Source organism: Limnohabitans sp. (genome assembly GCF_017848645.1).
Classification (GTDB): Bacteria; Pseudomonadota; Gammaproteobacteria; order Burkholderiales; family Burkholderiaceae_C; genus Limnohabitans_A.
The window spans coordinates 39,001-55,904 of record NZ_JAFEIF010000005.1; the positions used below are offsets into that span (position 1 = coordinate 39,001).

At 59.8% G+C, this 16,904-nt stretch carries 18 protein-coding genes and 1 tRNA gene; 9 read left to right on the forward strand and 10 right to left on the reverse strand.

Features of this window, described 5'->3' with window-relative positions; genetic code table 11:
• Positions 1 to 72 precede the first annotated feature (72 nt).
• Positions 73 to 321, forward strand: coding sequence for a YfhL family 4Fe-4S dicluster ferredoxin (locus QZ190_RS01465; RefSeq protein WP_019430476.1), 249 nt, complete (start codon positions 73 to 75; stop codon positions 319 to 321).
• Positions 322 to 336: 15 nt separating this feature from the next.
• Here QZ190_RS01465 and pth read toward each other — a convergent pair whose 3' ends face one another.
• The 7 genes from pth to QZ190_RS01500 form a co-directional block, all read right to left on the reverse strand.
• Positions 337 to 972, reverse strand: a complete 636-nt coding sequence (pth, locus tag QZ190_RS01470) for an aminoacyl-tRNA hydrolase (protein ID WP_291912735.1) — start codon at positions 970 to 972, stop codon at positions 337 to 339.
• A 117-nt stretch (positions 973 to 1,089) separates the two neighbouring features.
• A complete protein-coding gene (locus QZ190_RS01475) occupies positions 1,090 to 1,716 on the reverse strand; it encodes a 50S ribosomal protein L25/general stress protein Ctc (protein WP_291912737.1) in 627 nt (208 codons plus the stop codon).
• Positions 1,717 to 1,814: 98 nt separating this feature from the next.
• Complete coding sequence (locus tag QZ190_RS01480) at positions 1,815 to 2,786, reverse strand: ribose-phosphate pyrophosphokinase (protein WP_291912739.1); 972 nt, start codon at positions 2,784 to 2,786, stop codon at positions 1,815 to 1,817.
• Positions 2,787 to 2,834: 48 nt separating this feature from the next.
• Positions 2,835 to 2,911: transfer RNA gene (locus tag QZ190_RS01485), tRNA-Gln, on the reverse strand.
• Between the two features lie 34 nt (positions 2,912 to 2,945).
• Positions 2,946 to 3,791, reverse strand: a complete 846-nt coding sequence (gene ispE, locus QZ190_RS01490) for a 4-(cytidine 5'-diphospho)-2-C-methyl-D-erythritol kinase (protein ID WP_291912742.1) — start codon at positions 3,789 to 3,791, stop codon at positions 2,946 to 2,948.
• 45 nt (positions 3,792 to 3,836) lie between these two features.
• Entirely contained in the window at positions 3,837 to 4,370 is a 534-nt protein-coding gene (locus QZ190_RS01495; protein WP_291912743.1) for a lipoprotein insertase outer membrane protein LolB, read from the reverse strand.
• Positions 4,367 to 6,112 carry a tetratricopeptide repeat protein gene (locus QZ190_RS01500; protein WP_291912745.1) on the reverse strand — a complete coding sequence of 582 codons (1,746 nt, stop codon included), beginning with the start codon at positions 6,110 to 6,112 and terminating at the stop codon, positions 4,367 to 4,369. The genes QZ190_RS01495 and QZ190_RS01500 overlap by 4 nt, the downstream gene beginning before the upstream one ends.
• 70 nt (positions 6,113 to 6,182) lie before the next feature.
• On the opposite strand from QZ190_RS01500, the gene mutM reads away from it, so the two are divergent.
• From mutM to QZ190_RS01515, 3 genes are all read left to right on the forward strand, one after another.
• On the forward strand, positions 6,183 to 6,998 hold the full coding sequence (gene mutM, locus QZ190_RS01505) for a bifunctional DNA-formamidopyrimidine glycosylase/DNA-(apurinic or apyrimidinic site) lyase (RefSeq protein WP_291912747.1): 816 nt from the start codon (positions 6,183 to 6,185) through the stop codon (positions 6,996 to 6,998).
• Positions 6,983 to 8,023, forward strand: coding sequence for an A/G-specific adenine glycosylase (mutY, locus tag QZ190_RS01510; RefSeq protein WP_291912750.1), 1,041 nt, complete (start codon positions 6,983 to 6,985; stop codon positions 8,021 to 8,023). The genes mutM and mutY overlap by 16 nt, the downstream gene beginning before the upstream one ends.
• A gap of 93 nt (positions 8,024 to 8,116) precedes the next feature.
• Positions 8,117 to 9,130, forward strand: a complete 1,014-nt coding sequence (locus tag QZ190_RS01515; RefSeq protein ID WP_291912753.1) for an MBL fold metallo-hydrolase — start codon at positions 8,117 to 8,119, stop codon at positions 9,128 to 9,130.
• 91 nt (positions 9,131 to 9,221) lie between these two features.
• Here QZ190_RS01515 and QZ190_RS01520 read toward each other — a convergent pair whose 3' ends face one another.
• On the reverse strand, positions 9,222 to 10,073 hold the full coding sequence (locus QZ190_RS01520) for a DUF6279 family lipoprotein (RefSeq protein WP_291912755.1): 852 nt from the start codon (positions 10,071 to 10,073) through the stop codon (positions 9,222 to 9,224).
• Positions 10,070 to 10,579 carry a hypothetical protein gene (locus QZ190_RS01525; RefSeq protein WP_291912757.1) on the reverse strand — a complete coding sequence of 170 codons (510 nt, stop codon included), beginning with the start codon at positions 10,577 to 10,579 and terminating at the stop codon, positions 10,070 to 10,072. The genes QZ190_RS01520 and QZ190_RS01525 overlap by 4 nt, the downstream gene beginning before the upstream one ends.
• Positions 10,580 to 10,689: 110 nt before the next feature.
• On the opposite strand from QZ190_RS01525, the gene glmU reads away from it, so the two are divergent.
• Positions 10,690 to 12,096, forward strand: coding sequence for a bifunctional UDP-N-acetylglucosamine diphosphorylase/glucosamine-1-phosphate N-acetyltransferase GlmU (glmU, locus tag QZ190_RS01530; protein WP_291912759.1), 1,407 nt, complete (start codon positions 10,690 to 10,692; stop codon positions 12,094 to 12,096).
• 249 nt (positions 12,097 to 12,345) lie between these two features.
• Here the strand turns inward: glmU and QZ190_RS01535 are convergent, their stop codons facing one another.
• On the reverse strand, positions 12,346 to 12,537 hold the full coding sequence (locus QZ190_RS01535) for a hypothetical protein (RefSeq protein WP_291912761.1): 192 nt from the start codon (positions 12,535 to 12,537) through the stop codon (positions 12,346 to 12,348).
• 197 nt (positions 12,538 to 12,734) lie between these two features.
• Here QZ190_RS01535 and QZ190_RS01540 point away from each other — a divergent pair, with 197 nt between their 5' ends.
• The 4 genes from QZ190_RS01540 (at position 12,735) to QZ190_RS01555 (ending at position 16,872) form a co-directional block, all read left to right on the forward strand.
• Complete coding sequence (locus tag QZ190_RS01540; RefSeq protein ID WP_291912762.1) at positions 12,735 to 13,367, forward strand: IPTL-CTERM sorting domain-containing protein; 633 nt, start codon at positions 12,735 to 12,737, stop codon at positions 13,365 to 13,367.
• Between the two features lie 107 nt (positions 13,368 to 13,474).
• Complete coding sequence (xrtH, locus tag QZ190_RS01545) at positions 13,475 to 13,975, forward strand: exosortase H (protein WP_291912764.1); 501 nt, start codon at positions 13,475 to 13,477, stop codon at positions 13,973 to 13,975.
• A complete protein-coding gene (locus tag QZ190_RS01550; protein ID WP_291912766.1) occupies positions 13,965 to 14,600 on the forward strand; it encodes an exosortase H-associated membrane protein in 636 nt (211 codons plus the stop codon). The genes xrtH and QZ190_RS01550 overlap by 11 nt, the downstream gene beginning before the upstream one ends.
• Before the next feature lie 154 nt (positions 14,601 to 14,754).
• Positions 14,755 to 16,872 (forward strand): IPTL-CTERM sorting domain-containing protein, encoded by a 2,118-nt coding sequence (locus tag QZ190_RS01555; RefSeq protein WP_291912768.1) that lies wholly within the window; start codon positions 14,755 to 14,757, stop codon positions 16,870 to 16,872.
• Positions 16,873 to 16,904: the final 32 nt, after the last annotated feature.

Below are 16,904 nucleotides of genomic sequence, written 5' to 3' on the forward strand. Positions count from 1 at the left end.
GTCCTTCGGGCTGATGCCTGTGGCCGATAATTCGGGCATGACCACGATGCAGACTTTTGCGGAGCCCCAGCCATGGCACTGATGATCACCGACGAATGCATCAACTGCGATGTGTGTGAACCCGAGTGCCCGAACCAGGCGATTTATCTGGGCGAAGAAATTTACGAAATCGATCCGTCCAAGTGCACCGAGTGCGTGGGCCATTTTGACGAGCCTCAGTGCGTTCAGGTCTGCCCCGTGGCTTGCATTCCCGTCAACCCCCAGCACGTCGAAAACCAGGAGTCGCTCTGGGCCAAATACCGCAGGCTGCAGGGGCAGTGAGCCGGGCGGCCCGCCTCATTCGGCGGTGGGTGCGTCTGGCGCAGGCGCTTTGACCGGCCGGGGCGGTTTGGGGCGCGGCGGCTTGCTGGTGTGAATGCGCACCATGGCTTTTTCCATGTCGCCCGCCAGGAGCAAGGGCAAGGCGTTCACAGCGCGCATCAGGCTGTCGTCGATGGCTTTGCGGTGCTCGAGCATCGGCTTCTTCAAAACCCAGCTGACCACTTCGGCCTTGTCCCCCGGGTGGCCCACGCCAATGCGCAGCCGCCAATAATCGGCCGTGCCCAGTTGGGCATGGATGTCGCGCAGACCGTTGTGACCCGCATGGCTACCACCTAATTTGAGCTTGGCTTCGCCCGGCACGATGTCAAGTTCGTCGTGCGCGACCAAGATTTCTTGCGGCTGGATTTTGAAGAACCGGGCCAGTGCGCTGACCGACTTGCCCGACAGGTTCATGAAGGTCTGGGGTTCGAGCAGCCACACGTTTTGACCGTTGACGGTGGTGCGGGCCACCAGGCCGTGGTAGCTGCGCTCGGGTACCAGCGACACCTTGAGTTCGCGGGCCACGGCATCGATCCACCAGAACCCGGCGTTGTGGCGGGTGTCTTCGTATTCGTTGCCCGGGTTGCCCAGGCCGACTAGCAGTTTGATCATGGGGCGTGATTATCCTTGTTGCAGGTGGCCCAGCGAGCTTGGGCAGGATCTCTCCAAAGCAAAAGGCCCGCTTGCGCGGGCCTTGAAGGGGCTGGGCCGAAGCCCCAAGCCAGAAGATTACTTCTTGCCTTTGCCTTTTTTGCCGTCGGCTGGGGCCGCGGCCACAGGGGCAGCGACGACTTCAACGACGGGTGGCACCACGGACACGAGGACCGGGTTTTTCTTGCCGTGGGTGATGGCTTTGCAGCCAGCGGGCAAGGTGATGTCGTTCAAGTGCAGGGATTTGCCCATGGTCAGGCCCTTCAGGTCCACCGCGATGAATTCGGGCAGATTGGCGGGCAAGCAAGCGACTTCGATTTCGGTCGCCACGTGGGTGATCGTGCACTTGTCGGTCTTGACCGCTTCGGACTCTTCTTCACCGCTGTAGTGCAAAGGCACCTTCATGTGCAAAGTGGTGTTGGCGTCAACGCGCTGGAAGTCGATGTGTTGCACCAACTGCTTGTAGGGGTGCATCTGGTAGTCACGCAGCAAAACTTTGCTGGACTGACCATTGAATTCCATGTCCAGGATCGAAGCGTGGAAAGCTTCCTTTTTCAGGGCGTGCCACAAAGCGTTGTGGTCCAGCTCGATCAGTTGGGGGGCCGATGTGGAACCGTAAACGATGCCAGGTGTACGACCGGAATTGCGGAGACGGCGGCTCGCACCCGTGCCCTGCTTGGCGCGCTCAAAAGCGACGAATTTCATAGATTTCTCCTTCTAGGGCCCACCGCGACCAGTGCGGCCCTGACTCAAAAAAGCCAGCCAGTCCACAAGGACGGCTGGCCACGTTGGCCTCTTTCCGATCAGGTTTGATCGGAGAACAGGCTCATCACCGACTCACCCTTGGCAATCCGGTGGATCGTTTCGGCGATCAGCGGAGCCACGGAAAGTTGGCGAATCTTGGTACATGCTGCTGCTTGCGCGGACAGCGGGATGGTGTTGGTAACGACCACTTCGTCCAGGGCTTCGCCCTTGGCAATGCGGTCAATGGCCGGACCCGAAAAAATCGGGTGCGTGCAATAGGCGTAGACTTTTTTCGCACCGCGCTCTTTGAGCACTTCGGCGGCTTTGACCAAGGTGCCTGCGGTGTCGATCATGTCGTCCATGATCACGCAATTGCGGCCATCGATCTCGCCGATGACGTGCATCACTTCGCTCACGTTGGCTTTGGGGCGGCGCTTGTCGATGATGGCCAGGTCGCAACCGAGCTGTTTGGCCAAGGCGCGGGCGCGCACCACGCCGCCCACATCGGGCGACACGACAATCAGGTCATCGTAATTTTGCTGGCGCAGGTCACCCAACAAAACAGGGGATGCATAGATGTTGTCGACCGGGATGTCGAAGAAACCCTGGATCTGGTCGGCGTGCAAGTCCATGGTCAGCACGCGATCCACACCCACGGCCTGAAGCATGTTGGCGACCACTTTGGCCGAGATGGGCACACGGGTGGAGCGCGGGCGGCGGTCCTGGCGGGCGTAGCCAAAATAAGGAATGACGGCGCTGATGCGTTCGGCCGAGGCGCGCTTGAGCGCGTCGACCATGATCAACAGTTCCATCAGGTTTTCATTGGTGGGCGCGCAAGTCGATTGCACCACGAACACTTCGCGGGCACGCACGTTTTGCTTGAGTTCTACGGTGACTTCACCGTCGGAGAATCGGCCCACATCGACAGCGCCAAGTTGTGTGCCCAGGTTTTTGGCAATTTCGGCCGCCAAAACGGGGTTGGCGTTGCCGGTGAACAGCATGAAGTCGGGGGTGTTTGGAGCAGGCTGCATGAGCATTCCAGCGATCAGAAAAAATGGGCCTGTACGAGTGAACGTATTTGGCAGGGGAAGAAGGACTCGAACCTTCGAATGCCGGAATCAAAATCCGGTGCCTTAACCAACTTGGCGACTCCCCTACACGGGTTGACCGCTGAAACAGCGATCGACCGATCAACTATCGCTGGAGGCCCAACCTTGCAAAGGGTGAGCTTCCAAATTGCTGCAAAGCCGGGCCAGAAAGAGGTCAGGGACCGAGACTTTCGTGGTGCTGTCCATGCAATGGGCAAACACGGCACTGCCGGAACCCGTCATTCTGGCACTGAGACCGGCTTGGTTGAGGGCCTGAACGGCTTGCTCAACACCGGGACACAGTGCCTGTGCAACGGGTTGCAGATCATTGTGACCAAAGTCATATGTCTCTGCAGCGAAGACCGATATTGTAGCAGTGTTTGTGTCGCGTTTGAGGTCGGGGTGCGCAAAAATTTGAGATGTTTCGATGCCTTGAGGTGGCTTGAGCACCCAAAACTGGGCGGCGGGCAGTTCGATGGGGGTGATTTTCTCCCCGACGCCCTCGACCCAAGCATTGGGCCCACGCAGGAAAAATGGCACATCCGCCCCCAATTGAAGTCCCAGCTTTTCCAGGGTGGGCAGACCCAGGTTCAGGCCCCACAAGCGGTTGAGTGCCAGCAGGCAGGTGGCGGCGTCAGAAGAGCCACCGCCCATGCCCGCTTGCGCGGGGATTTGTTTTTCAACCGCAATGTGCACGCCATCGGTGCAGCCTGTGTGGCTTTGAAGCAGATGCGCTGCGCGGGTGATCAGGTCCTGGGCGGGCAGGGCGAGCGTGAGGTCTTCCCGGCTGATGGCACCACCGGGGCGCTTTTCAAAATGCAGTGTGTCGCACCAGTCGATCAGCATGAAGACCGATTGCAGTTCGTGGTACCCATCGGGGCGACGGCCCGTGATGTGCAAAAACAAATTCAGTTTGGCCGGGGCGGGCACATCGTGCAGCGATTTCATGGCTGGATTATCGCCAGAGGCTGGCACTGGCCCAAAAACGCCAGTTCAGCGGTCCAGTGCGATGCGCAGCAACGCACCGGGACTGGGTTCGCGCCGCTCTGCACTGATGCGGCCCTGAGCGTGGGCTGACAAATCGACTTGCCAGCCGGGCGCATCGGCCTGGCGGCCCGCCAGCCATTCGAACAAAGCCGCAATCGGCAGTTCAGTGCCAGTCAGGCGAGCGCCCAGCCTTTGCAGGCTCGGGCTGTCGACCTGCTGCTGGCCTTGCGCCAGGCGTGCGCCTTGGGGTGTCCATTCCAGGCGGGCCAAGGTGGTGCCGATGGGGCTGAGCAAGACCATCTCGCCAGCCTGGGCCGAGCCTTGCAGCTCGAATCCGGCACTCAGCGATTCAGGCGGGTCCTTGAGCACCTGTATGGCCATTCGCCCTGACCAATAAGCGTTGGCGTCCAAAGGGGTCATTCGGGGGGTGGCGCAGCCTGCAGCCAGCAAAGCGCTGGACAAGGCCAGCGCCAAAACCCGTCGCCTGCCTTCTAGAGTGGGCTCTTTGGCGGGCTTTTTGGTGTGTGGGCTGGGCTTCATGGCTTGAATTGGAAGCGTTTCAAGGTTTCGACCAAGGTGTCGTTGTCGGCCTTGAGCAGCAAACCTTCGCGCCAGACGGCACCGGCTTGCTGGCGCTGGCCCATGACCCACAGCACCTCACCCAGATGGGCTGCAATTTCGGCGTCGGGGCGGGCTTTGTAGGCGGCCTGCAAAATTTTCAGGGCTTCGGCATGTTGGCCTTGGCGAAACGCCACCCAGCCCAAGCTGTCTTGAATGTAGGCATCGTCCGGGGCGAGCTTCAGGGCTTGCGTGATCAGCTGCCGGGCTTCATCCAGTCGCAGGTTGCGATCGGCCAGGGAATAACCCAGTGCATTGAAGGCATGGGGGTCTTCGGGTTTGAGCTTCATCAGCTCGCGCAGCACGCTTTCCATCTCGTCAAAGCGTTTGAGCTTTTCGCTGACCATGGCCATCTCCGACATCAAGTCGGTGTTTTGCGGCTGTGCATTCAAAGCTTGCTTGAGCAGGGTGTGAGCTTCTTCCCATCGTTTGTTATCGCGCATCCACATGGATTGCGCCAGGGTTTTGCGCGTGGCCTGCTCGGCGTTGGTGGTTTTGATTTGCGTCAGCACCTGGCGGGCTTCTTCCATACGGCCTTGCTGCGAGAGCAGGCCGGCGCGGCGGCTGGCCAGCTTGATGGGGTCGGCATCCGGTGGCACCTGGGCCAGCCATTGCTCAGCCTGAGGCAGTTGGCCTTGGCGCTGTGCCATCTGGGCCAGCGCCATCAAGGCTTCAGCCAGTCCGGTTTGTGCTTCCTTGTCACGGCTGGCTTGGGCCAGTTCCACATGTTTGCGCAGTTTTTGCTCGGCCTGGGTCAGCTGGCCGGTTTCCTGCAACAACAGGCCATGCACCAGCCAGCCATCGGCGAAGGCGGGGTGCTCCGCGTTCAGGCGGACGAGTTGGCGCAAGGCCTCATCCTGTTGAGGCAGGCCGATCAGGTGCCGGGCATAGCCCAGTCGCAATTCGGGCTGCACCTCGCCTTGCATGGCTTGGCTCAACAAGGGCGTCATCTCGGCCGGGGCCGCACTGACCAGGCTCAGCGCCAGTATCAGGGGGCCGGGGGCCGATGAATCGGCTGCACGGCCCTGGCGTGTGGCTTCAACGGCCAGCGCCAATTGCCCGGCTTCGCGCCGCATGCGCCCCACGGTGGTCCAGGCAGCGGCGGCGGTGCTGCTTTGTTTCAGGGCCGCCGCCAAGGCTTTTTCAACCGTATCGGCGGCAGTTTTCTTGTCTTGCACCCGGGCAAACACGCGGGGTACCGATGCGATGGCTGCATTTTGTTCGGCCTCGGGCAGCTCCCGGATCGAGACGCTCAGGGCTTGGCCAGCCTCGTCCACCCGGTTCAGGGCCAACAAGATTTGCAAGATGTAGCGGTTGGCTTCTGTGGCCCCGGGAATGGCGCTCTTCCAGGCCTGTGCCGCTTGCAAGGCCGATTCGCCCGAGCGCGATTGCAAAGCCAGATCAACGGCGCGCTGGAAAAGAGCCGGATCCCGGGTTCTGCGTGCCGCGTCCAGGAGGATGGAAAAACCACTGCCCGGGGAGCCGCTGCGCACGTTCAATTCGCCCAACAGCACTTGGTAAAACAGCGCTGCATCGAGCGCCGATTGCGGCACCGTGGCTTTGTCGGTGGTGGCAGGTGGGGTGGCTTGGGCTGGCGTGGCCGGTTGCGCCCAAGCGCTCCAGACGCAAGAGGAGATGAGGGCGAGTCGAAACCAGAATTTCATGGCTTCATCATAATCCAGCCACCCGCTCGCATGAGGTGTGCGGCCCAAGCCCCTTTTTGCCCCAGAGCCTATGCCCGAACTCCCCGAAGTTGAAGTCACCCGCCGCAGTTTTGCCGACCGCATTGCCTCGGCCCATATTCTGGCGCTGCACCTGGGCAAGCCCCTGCGCTGGCCGCTGGGCGTGCCCGCTGCCAGCCTGGTGGGGCGGCAAATCTGGGGCGTGCGGCGGCGCGGCAAATACCTGCTGCTGGACTTGGACCAAGGCCTGCTGTTGGTGCATTTGGGCATGTCGGGCAGCCTGAACTTTGCGCCCACACAACCCGAAGCCGGTCCGCACGACCACATGGACCTGGTGACCGACCGGGGCGTGCTGCGCCTGCACGACCCGCGCCGCTTTGGGGCGGTGGTTTGGGCGCCGAGCGAAGATTCGCCACAGGCGCAAAAGCTGCTGGGGCGTTTGGGTGTGGAGCCCTTGAGTGCCCAGTTCGATGTGGCAGCTTTTGCCCTGGCCCTCAAAAAACGTCAGTCGGCCATCAAGCAGGTTTTGCTGGCGGGCGACGAGGTCGTGGGCGTTGGCAATATCTATGCGTCCGAAGCCTTGTTCATGGCGGGCATACGCCCCACCACCAAAGCCTCGCGTCTGTCCAAACCCCGTGTGGCCCGGCTGCATGCGGCCATCGTGCAGGTGCTGACCCGGGCGGTAGAGCAGGGCGGTAGCTCGCTCAAGGATTTTGTGAATGCCGAAGGCCGTACCGGATACTTTCAACTCGAAGCGGCGGTGTACGGCCGCGCTGGCGAGCCGTGCCGTGTGTGCGCCACACCCATCCAATCCATGCTGCAAGGCCAGCGAACCACTTTTTACTGCCCCACATGCCAGAAGCCGTGATGAATTTGCCCGATGGGTTTGCCCACCGCATGGTGGACTGGCAGCGCCTGCACGGCCGCCAAAGCCTGCCTTGGCAAAACACCCAGGACCCGTACCGCGTTTGGTTGTCCGAAATCATGCTGCAGCAAACGCAGGTGAGTACGGTGCTGGACTACTTTCCCCGATTTTTGGGGCGTTTTCCGGACGTGGCGGCTTTGGCCGCCGCACAGCAAGACGATGTGCTGGCGCTGTGGAGCGGCCTGGGTTATTACAGCCGCGCCCGCAACCTGCACAAATGCGCCCAAGAAGTGATGGCGCGTTTTGGCGGTGCCTTTCCGCGCCGTGCCGAAGACCTGCAAACCCTGCCCGGTATTGGCCGATCGACCGCTGCGGCCATCGCGGCGTTTTGCTTTGGCGAGCGCGCCGCCATTTTGGACGGCAACGTCAAGCGCGTGTTGACCCGTGTGCTGGGCTACGGCGCGGACTTGGCAGTAGCCAAAAACGAAAAAGCCCTGTGGGCGCTGGCGCAAGACCTGTTGCCCGTGCAAGCGGCCGACATGCCGCGTTACACCCAGGCCCTGATGGATTTGGGGGCCACCGTGTGTTTGCCGCGCAAAGCGCAGTGTGAGGCCTGCCCGGTCAGCAGCGTGTGCCAGGCTCAAGCGCAGGGCGAGCCGCTGGCCTACCCCGTCAAAACCCGCAAGCTCAAACGCAGCAGCGCCACGCTGTGGTTGCTGTGGGCGGTCAATGCGAAAGGCCAGGTTTGGCTGCAAAAACGGCCGGACACGGGCATCTGGGCGGGCTTGTTCAGCCTGCCCGTTTTTGACACGGAAGCCGATTTGCTGGCCGCCTGGTCTCAAGGCGTGCAGCCTCACTACATTGCGCCCTGGAAGCATGTGCTCACGCACCGCGACCTGCATTTGCACCCGGTGCGCATGCTCGGGTCTGCACCTTCATTCCCGGCTTGCGAAGGGCAGTGGGTCGATGCCCAGGCTTGGCCGGATTTGGGCTTGCCCGCACCCATCCGGGCCTTGCTCGCGGCCTGAAATCGAGTCCAACGAGTGCCTGGTGCAATTCAACAATCCGTAACGCATTTCGTTTAGGTAAAATCCAACCCTTCACTGACCGGAGAAATTTCCATGTCCAAAGCAGCCACCCAGGCCCCTGTCAAAGCCTTCGCCAGCCAGGCCGACCTGACCGAAAAGAAGATCACTTTCGAGCAACTCAGCGAGCACTGCTGGGCCTACACCGCCGAGGGCGACCCCAACTCGGGCGTGATCATTGGTGACCGTTTCATCATGGTCAGCGACGCCACCGCCACCCCGGCCATGGCGCAAGACCTGATCAAAAAAATCCGCACCGTCAGCGACCTGCCCATCAAATATGTGCTGCTGACCCATTACCACGCCGTGCGCGTGCTGGGCGCTTACGCCTACGCCGCCGAAGGCGCGACCGAGATCATCGCCAGCGAAGGCACGCTGGACCTGATCAAGGAGCGTGGTGCGCAAGACATGAAAAGCGAGATGGAGCGCTTTCCGCGTCTGTTCCGTGGTGCCGATAGCATCCCGGGCCTCACTTGGCCGACCATGGTGGTCGGCGGCGGTAACCCCACAAAAGGCGAAGTGCCCGGCAAGCTCAGTATCAACCTGGGCGGCGTGGTGGTGCAAATCTGGCATCCGGGCCCGGGCCACACCCGTGGCGACACCATCGCCTGGGTGGAAGAAGAAAAAGTGCTGTTCAGCGGAGACTTGGTCGAGTATGAAGCCGGTGTGTACACGGGCGACGCGCAGCTCGAAGAGTGGCCCGCCACGCTCGAAGCCCTGCGCGCCCTGAATGCCGAGTTCATCGTGCCTGGTCGCGGCGAAGCCATGAAAGGCAACGCCAACGTGAACAAGGCCCTGGACTACACCCAGCGCTGGGTGACAACCTTGTTCCAGGCTGGCAAGGAAGCCGTGGCTGCCAAGATGGACCTGAAAGCTGCCATGGCCCACACCCGCAAGAGCATGGACCCGGTGTTTGGCCATGTGTTCATTTACGAGCACTGCCTGCCCTTTGACGTGACCCGCGCTTATGACGAAGCCAGCGGCATTAAGAACCCGCGCATCTGGACGGCTGAGCGCGACATGGAAATGTGGAAGGCGCTGCAAAGCTGAGCGCTGCTGCTGCATCCATCAAAAAACCCGCCTTGTCACGGCGGGTTTTTTGTGGGCGCTGCCCGGTCAATTGGGCTTTGAGTGGCGGTGTTCAGGGCCGGTTCAGGTCCAGCAAGTCCCGCTCGTAGGCGCGCAAACGCCGCGCCACCCGCGCGCGTTGCTCGGGCGTGGCGGTGTTGTGCAGTTGTGCCAAGTTCTCGCAAGCGCGTTGCGACAGGCTTTGCACCACGGCGCGCTGCCCCGCATCGGGCGGCTGCAACCAGCGTTTCCACACGCCCCACAACTGCGCTTCGGCCTGCGCCTGCGTCATGTTGCTTTGTGAGATGCGCTGCAGTGTCGACAGCAAATCCTGCTGGCGGCGCTGGCGGTCGCGCCGGCCCCATTCGGCCGTCCAGGGGGACTGCGCCAATTGCGTCTTGATCAGGGCGGTTTGTGACGCACTCAACTCGCCATAAAACGAGTTGTAGCGACCAAGGGCCTTGTCCAAGCGACGCGCCATGCGGGCATCGGCGTCGCCTTGCAGCCACTCTTTTTCCCACTCTTCGTTTTGTTCTTCCCAGTGGCGTGCCATGTGGCTGAGTTGGCGCGGCCCCAGCGCCATGGCCACGGGGGCGGCCTGCGCCACGGCCTGGCGCATCAGGGTGTCGAGCCGGGCTTGCACCTCATCGACCACACGGCACAGCTGCTCCGGCTGCACGGAGCCTGCGCTCAGATCGGCGGTGCGTTGCAGCAGCGCGGCATAGCCGGGCAGCTCTTCGCGGCGGTGCCATTGGTAGAGTTTGTCAATCGCCTCCTTGGCCGCAGGTGTCTGGTTGCCGCTGAACGAGACCGTGCTGTCGAGCCACCAATAAGACAGGGTGGGCAACTGCTGGTAACCGAGCTTGATGGCGCTGCAAGCCTGCAAAAGCAACAAGGCCGCTATGGCAAGGAGGGGGCGGATCATTGCAGGCCTTCGGCTTGCATGGACCATCCGACCAGGAAACCCGTAGGGGTGCTGGCGACCATGTTGTTGTCGCGCACCCGCACGGACCAATCCCCCCTGAGCCCACTGAAACCCTGCAAACGGCTGGCCGGCAGCGCCACGGTGAACAAGCGACCGCTGATCAGACAGCTGCCACCCTGGCTGGCAGTCTGAAGGTCCAGGTCCAAGCCGCTTTGGTTGGGCAAGACCAGTTGGGCGCTCAATTCACCCATTTGACGGTGGTCAATGCACAGGCTCACGCTGGCCGCGAGGGGTTGCTCCATCGCGCAGGCGCTGAACTGTCTGGGGACCGCCTGGGCCACAGAACTGATGCTGTAGCCGCCGCTCAACCCATCGGCATATTTGAGAGGCAGCGCGCACTGGCTGGCCATGCCCGCAGGCCGCGCCGCATCAGAGCCGCCACAGCCTGATAGGAACAAACTGCCAGCCAAGGCGGCACACAAAAGCCCAAATCGAAATTGACACATGGAGGAAATGCCCTTTTTGGCGAATCATAGGCCCGATGTGGGGCAGCGATAATTTAACCACGCGCGAAGACCGCCCCCAACCTGTGGCCAAACCAGAAAGTGTGCACCCCATGACCACCCCCCATTTCCCCATCGACGTTGTCATCATGGCCGCCGGCAAAGGCACCCGCATGAAAAGCCGTTTGCCCAAGGTGTTGCAGCGCCTGGCGGGTGTGCCGCTGGTGCAGCATGTGCTGAACACGGCTGCGCAGCTGAATGCCCGCTCGGCCGTGGTCATCACCGGGCACGGTGCCGACCAGGTGGAGCCCGTGCTGCTGGCCCCAGGCCAGGCGTTGGCGGTGCAGTGCGTGCGCCAGGAGCCCCAGCTGGGCACCGGCCACGCTGTGCAGCAAGCCGTGCCTGTGCTGGCCGACGATGGCGTCGTGGTGGTCTTGTCTGGCGACGTGCCCTTGACCCAAGCGGACACCCTGCAAGCGCTGATCGCGCAATGTGGTGGCAACCAGCTGGCGCTGCTGACCCTCGACATGGCCGACCCGACGGGCTACGGCCGCATCGTGCGACAGGGCCATGTGGTGCAAGCCATCGTCGAACACAAAGACGCCACCGAGGCGCAGCGCCAGATCCACGAGGTCTACAGCGGCATCATGGCCGTACCCGCCCGGCAGCTCAAAGGCTGGCTGGGCCGCATTGACAACCACAATGTGCAAGGCGAGTACTACCTGACCGATGTGGTCAAGCTCGCCGTGGCCGATGGTGTGCCGGTGGTGGCGCACAAAATCAACGACCCGGTGCAGGTGGCCGGCGTGAACAGCCCGGTGCAACTGGCCGAGCTGGAGCGGGCACACCAACTGCGCCAAGCCCACCGCTTGATGGAGCAAGGTGTGCGCCTGAAAGATCCTGCCCGCTTTGACTTGCGCGGCCAACTCGACTGCGCACAAGACGTCGAGATCGACGTGAACTGCATCTTTGAAGGCCGTGTGTCCTTGGGCGAAGGCGTGAAGATCGGTGCGAACTGCGTCATCGCCAACTGCACCATCGCGGCGGGCGCGGTCATCCACCCCTTCACTCACATCGACGGCGAAAAACTCGGCGTGAGTGTGGGCGAGGGCGCACTCATCGGCCCCTTCGCCCGCCTGCGCCCCGGCGCACAATTGGCTGCCGAGGTACACATCGGCAACTTTGTGGAAGTGAAAAACTCCACGATGGCCAAAGGCGCCAAAGCCAACCACTTGGCTTACCTCGGCGACGCCACGGTCGGTGAGCGGGTGAACTACGGCGCGGGCAGCATCACAGCCAACTACGACGGCGCCAACAAACACCGCACCGTGATCGAGGCCGATGTGCACATCGGCAGCAACTGCGTGCTGGTGGCTCCGGTCACGATTGGGGCGGGTGGCACGGTGGGTGGCGGATCGACCATCACCAAGAGCACCGAGCCAGGCAGCTTGAGCGTGGCGCGGGGCAAGCAAGTGAGCATTGCCAATTGGAAGCGGCCGGAGAAAAAGCCGAAAGCGTAAAACCTAGCGAACAAATCGAAGGCTTCATTCTTTGGTTCTGCATCCAAACCATGCAAGCCCTCACTGCCATTTAAGCCAAGACCCAGTTCGGGCACTTCATTGATGTCGCGCAGCGTGAGCCCGTGCGCTTCATGTGTCGCAACAAGGTGGTCGGCGTCAGCTGGAGACCCCCGCGCTTGCAGCGTTGCGCATTGAGTCGGTTCACCAGAAGCTGGATGCCTTGGTGAATTTAGAGATCAACAACACCGGTCAAGTTGTCAATTTTGCACTTTTTTTAAGGCCAAAAACGCCATGAAAGCCAAAAGCGCCAAAGCCAACCAATTGGCGTATTTGAGCGACATCGCCGTGGGCGATCGGGAGAGCTGCTGAGTGGGCAGCATCACCGCCAACTACTACTACTGGGCCAACAAACACCGCACCGTGATTGATGTCGCAGTGCATATCACTACAGCTTGTGTTACAGCTATGTTGGTAGAAAAACCTGGTATTTGGCGAAGTTGTTTACCTTGCAGCAGTTTTGCAGGTGGGTATCGGAATTGGTATGTTTGAGGCATCGTGAGATGACCTGCGTTTAAACTGATTTTTTGATTTTGAAGATTTTTACAATATAATTGTAATTCGTCAAAAAAGGATTGCATATGTTTTTTAAGCAAATTCGCAGTATTTCAAGCATTGTTGCTATTTTTGTAATTTCAACTCAAGCAGGTGCTGCGATTCAATGTGTCAACAGTTCCGGAACCTATGGTTCTGTTACAGTCACCGTACCTTCTGCCAGTGGCTGCACACCAAACGCCGGAACTTTTGGCGGGATTCCTTACGCGCTTGTCGACTCCGGATCTTGTTCTTTCGGGTTTAGCCCCGCAGCAAGTGCTACGGGTTTCTATTTCGTGGGTGTTGGTCAAAACGTCGGTGAAACATTGTCGTTTTCTCTCAACGGTACTGCATACCCCATCACAAGTTCTGAGATCGACCTTGTTTCCACACCGCCTACCACACCGGGTGGCCTGGCAGAAAGCGGTGGTAACCTCATTGCAACCGGCAGCCCAGGTAACGGAAGGGTTAATTTCTTATCAGCTCCAAGCGGTGGCGTTACGAACCTCACGGTCACTCAAACAGGTGGTCTAGGCGGCACAGGTATTGCCGTTTGCTTTGATGACGCCCCAGTAGCAGTTTCACCTGCACCCATCCCCACCCTCGGCGAATGGGCCATGATCTTTATGGCCAGCCTGATGGCAATGTTCGGTATCCGCAGAATGCGCCGCAGCAAATGATGTTTTGCTGATCCTGATCCAAAAAAACCCACTTCGGTGGGTTTTTTTGTACCGTGCAGGCCTGATACTGTCCATCCTCATCTAACCACACAGGAAAGTTCTCCCCCATGTGGCGTTTCATTGCCCTTTTTGTGGTCGTGCTGGCCGTGCTGTTCGGCATCGAAAAGCTCAACCCAGTGCAAGCCGCTGTGATCTACCCTTGGACCAGTTTTCTGGCCTGGTTCAGCGCTGCGCTGATGACGGTGTTCGACGCTGACGTGATCAGCCATGGCCGCATCATCCAGAGCCAAGCCACGGGCTTTGGGGTGTCCATTGAAGCCGGTTGCAACGGTGTGGAGGCGGTGATCATTTTGATGGCGGGCATGGTGGCATTTCCTGCCCCGCTCAGGCTCAAGGTCATCGGGGTTTTGATTGGTTTGGTGGCGGTGCAGGGAGTCAACATCTTGCGGGTGATCAGCTTGTATTACCTGGGCAAATGGGACAAAGAGGTTTTTGACTTCGCGCACCTGTACTTGTGGCAAGCGCTGATCATGCTGGATGTGCTGCTGGTCTGGTTGCTCTGGATTCGTGCCGTGGCCAAACAGCAAGGAGCCAGCCTTGCCGTATAGCCGCCTGTTCGTCTTCATGGTGACCAGTGTGTTGGCACTGGTGGCGCTGATCATCCCTTGGTATTTCCTGTCGCCCTACTTGGCTGCACCCGTGATTTCGGTGGCGGGGCAGTTGATGGATTATGGTTTTTTGTGGGTAGAAGGTTATGAGCGCCACGAAACGGTGGGGACCTTGCTCACCACGTTGAACGTGGCGGTGAACCAGAACGGGCGCTTGGTGGTGGGGCAGCTGAGCCCCGAGGTGAACTACCGCACTTTTGGCTATGGCTTGGTGCTGTTTTGGGCTTTGCTGATCGCGTCGCGCCCCAAGGGCATGTGGCTCAAGATGGCGCTGGGCACCTTGATTTTGGTGCCCTCGCAGGTTTTCAGCATGTGTTTCCGGTGGCTGCGCGAGGCCTTGCTGACCAGTGGTGCCGAAGTGGTGCGCCAAGCTGGGGTGCACCGCTGGGTGCTGGAGATCATTGCCTACTTTGACCAGCTCGGATTTTTAATCATCACCCCCCTCATGCCCATCTTGTTGTGGCTGCTGCTGGATCGGGCTTTCATCAACAAGCTGTGGATGGAAATGGTGATGGCGGGTGCGGCTGAGGCGGAGGGTCATAAGAAGCCCAAAGGTCCAGACTAAAATTCGGTAAATACGCCTTTGTTTGGCGATTTAAATTGGTTATAGTGTTAAAAATAACACTATTAATTCAAATCGCATATTTATGAACAATGGCAAAGTTCTTCAGTGCTTGCGCTACCTCTGTTTAGTTCTTGCAGTGTCATCATCTACAACGATGGCGCACGCTCAGATCGGATTGCCCACCACGACGGGGGACCTGCTGGCCAAAGCACCCATCGACGAGTGTTACGACGGCATCGGCATCAATTACCCATCCGGTCCACCTTGTCTCACATCGCGCTCCAAGGTCAACCAGTCCTATGTCTGGGGACTGGCGCAAAGTGGTGATCAGCTGTGGTTTGGCACCATGTCCAACACGCATTGCCTGGTGCAGGGCGCTTATTTGGGGCAGTTGAGCCCGCGCGAAACCACCTCTTATGTCTGTGAATTCGGCAGCAGTCAGGCCGCCAGGGCAGCGCAAATTCCGGCCAAGATTGGTGACTTCAGACCCCCCAGAATTTACACCTACAACTTGACCACTCGGTCATTGGTGGAGCGCAGTGTGCCCAACGCTTACCAAGCGGCGCTCAACAGCACGCTGGGTTTACGTGCAGCGGGCATTCTTGGCAACGTGGCATTGCTGGCCGGTCCTTCATTGCAAGGCGGCATGAATGTATTTGCATTTCGGGTGAGTGACGGGCAATTTCTGGCGTATCAGCGCTTCGCACAGTACGCCAACATTCGCAAGATGTTGGTGGTCAATGGTGTGTTGTACGCGGGGGTTGGCCGCTATGCCAGCTCTCCTGCACAGTCAGGCGAAAAAACGGGGCGCGTCTTGCGCTGGACTGGCACCGAAGCGGCCCCGATCTCATTTTCTGAGGTCGGTGTGATTGACTCGATGGCCTCCGAGTTGACGGAGCACGAAGGGCGAATCTTTGTGAGCTCCTGGCCAGATGTGGAGTCGGGCCAAACGAGCCAGCAGGAGGCGGGGCTGTACATGAGCCCGCCCGTTCCCGTATCTGGTTTGAATTCTTCAACTGAATGGACGCGTGTCTGGAAAGTCAGCGATTACGAACCTGACCCGGTGACTGCGGCGACGTATGGCGGCGGCGCCCTGGCTTCATTCGGAGGCTATCTCTATTGGGGCACCATGCATGTGCCGATGATGTCAACGCTGAGCCATATTCGTTCTTATCCCGCAGAGGCCCCAGCATTGAACGACCAGTCGGGTCTGTTGAGTTGGGCCAGCAACAGCGAACGCGCCATCAGCATTTTCAGGGGGAGTTCTTTTGCGACTTCACCGCGCCTTGAGGTGTTGTACGGTGAGTCATCGTTGCCGACGTTTGTGAAAACAGGCACTGATCCTGGCCAATGGCAAACATTGCCCACTGGCATGGGGGCACCGCTGTGGGGGCCATCGGGTTTTGGCAATGCTTTCAACAATTACACCTGGTCCATGGCTGTGTTCAATGGACGCCTTTGGATTGGCACCATGGACTGGAGCTGGTTGGCCAACGAGGGTCTGTCACCATCCATTCCGATTGCCTTGAGGGGGGTTGTCCAAGCGAACATTGGCGCAGACCTGTGGTATTTCCCAAGCGTGAATTCACCGGCGCTGCCCGAAAGCATCAACGGTGTCGGTAACCCGGCCAACTACGGTGTGCGCAACCTGGTGGCTGGTACAGACTTGTATTTGGGCATGGCCAATCCGATGAATTTACGCACCAACCCTGACGAGGGCGCATTGGGGGGCTGGGAATTGCTGCGTCTGACGCCCAAACCTGCTAATACGCCATCGGGTTCGGGCGTTAATGTTGACTTGAGCAACGGCAACAGTGTGCGTTTTTGTGGGGTGAATGCGCCAGGAAGCACTTACGCCACGTGGGTTGCGACGGGCAGTGGTTCCGTTTACCAAACGGCACTCACCAACAGCGGCATTCAAAACATGACGGGGATGATGCCTCAGGGCGTTTTGTTGATGGCCTCTTCCGCAGATTGGCGCAGTGCCTGTGCGTCTGACAATCTGGGTGATGTGACACTGTCGGTGGCGGGTGCAAACCGATCAAGCCGCGTTTATCAGCTGTTTTGGCGGCCAGGCACGGGCAATTTTCAGGCTCAGGACATCACCACCGGAGCAGAAAACGGGCAAATCAGAGGTCGATTGACCGCAGACTTCACGGGCGTGCTGTTTGTTTTTACTGTGCCTGAAATTCCCACCATGTCTGAATGGGCCATGATCTTCTTGGCCAGTTTGATGGCGATGTTCGCGGTAGTCTTGCTTCGTAGACGCTGAGGGTCAACGGAGGCCATCTTTATGGATGGCCA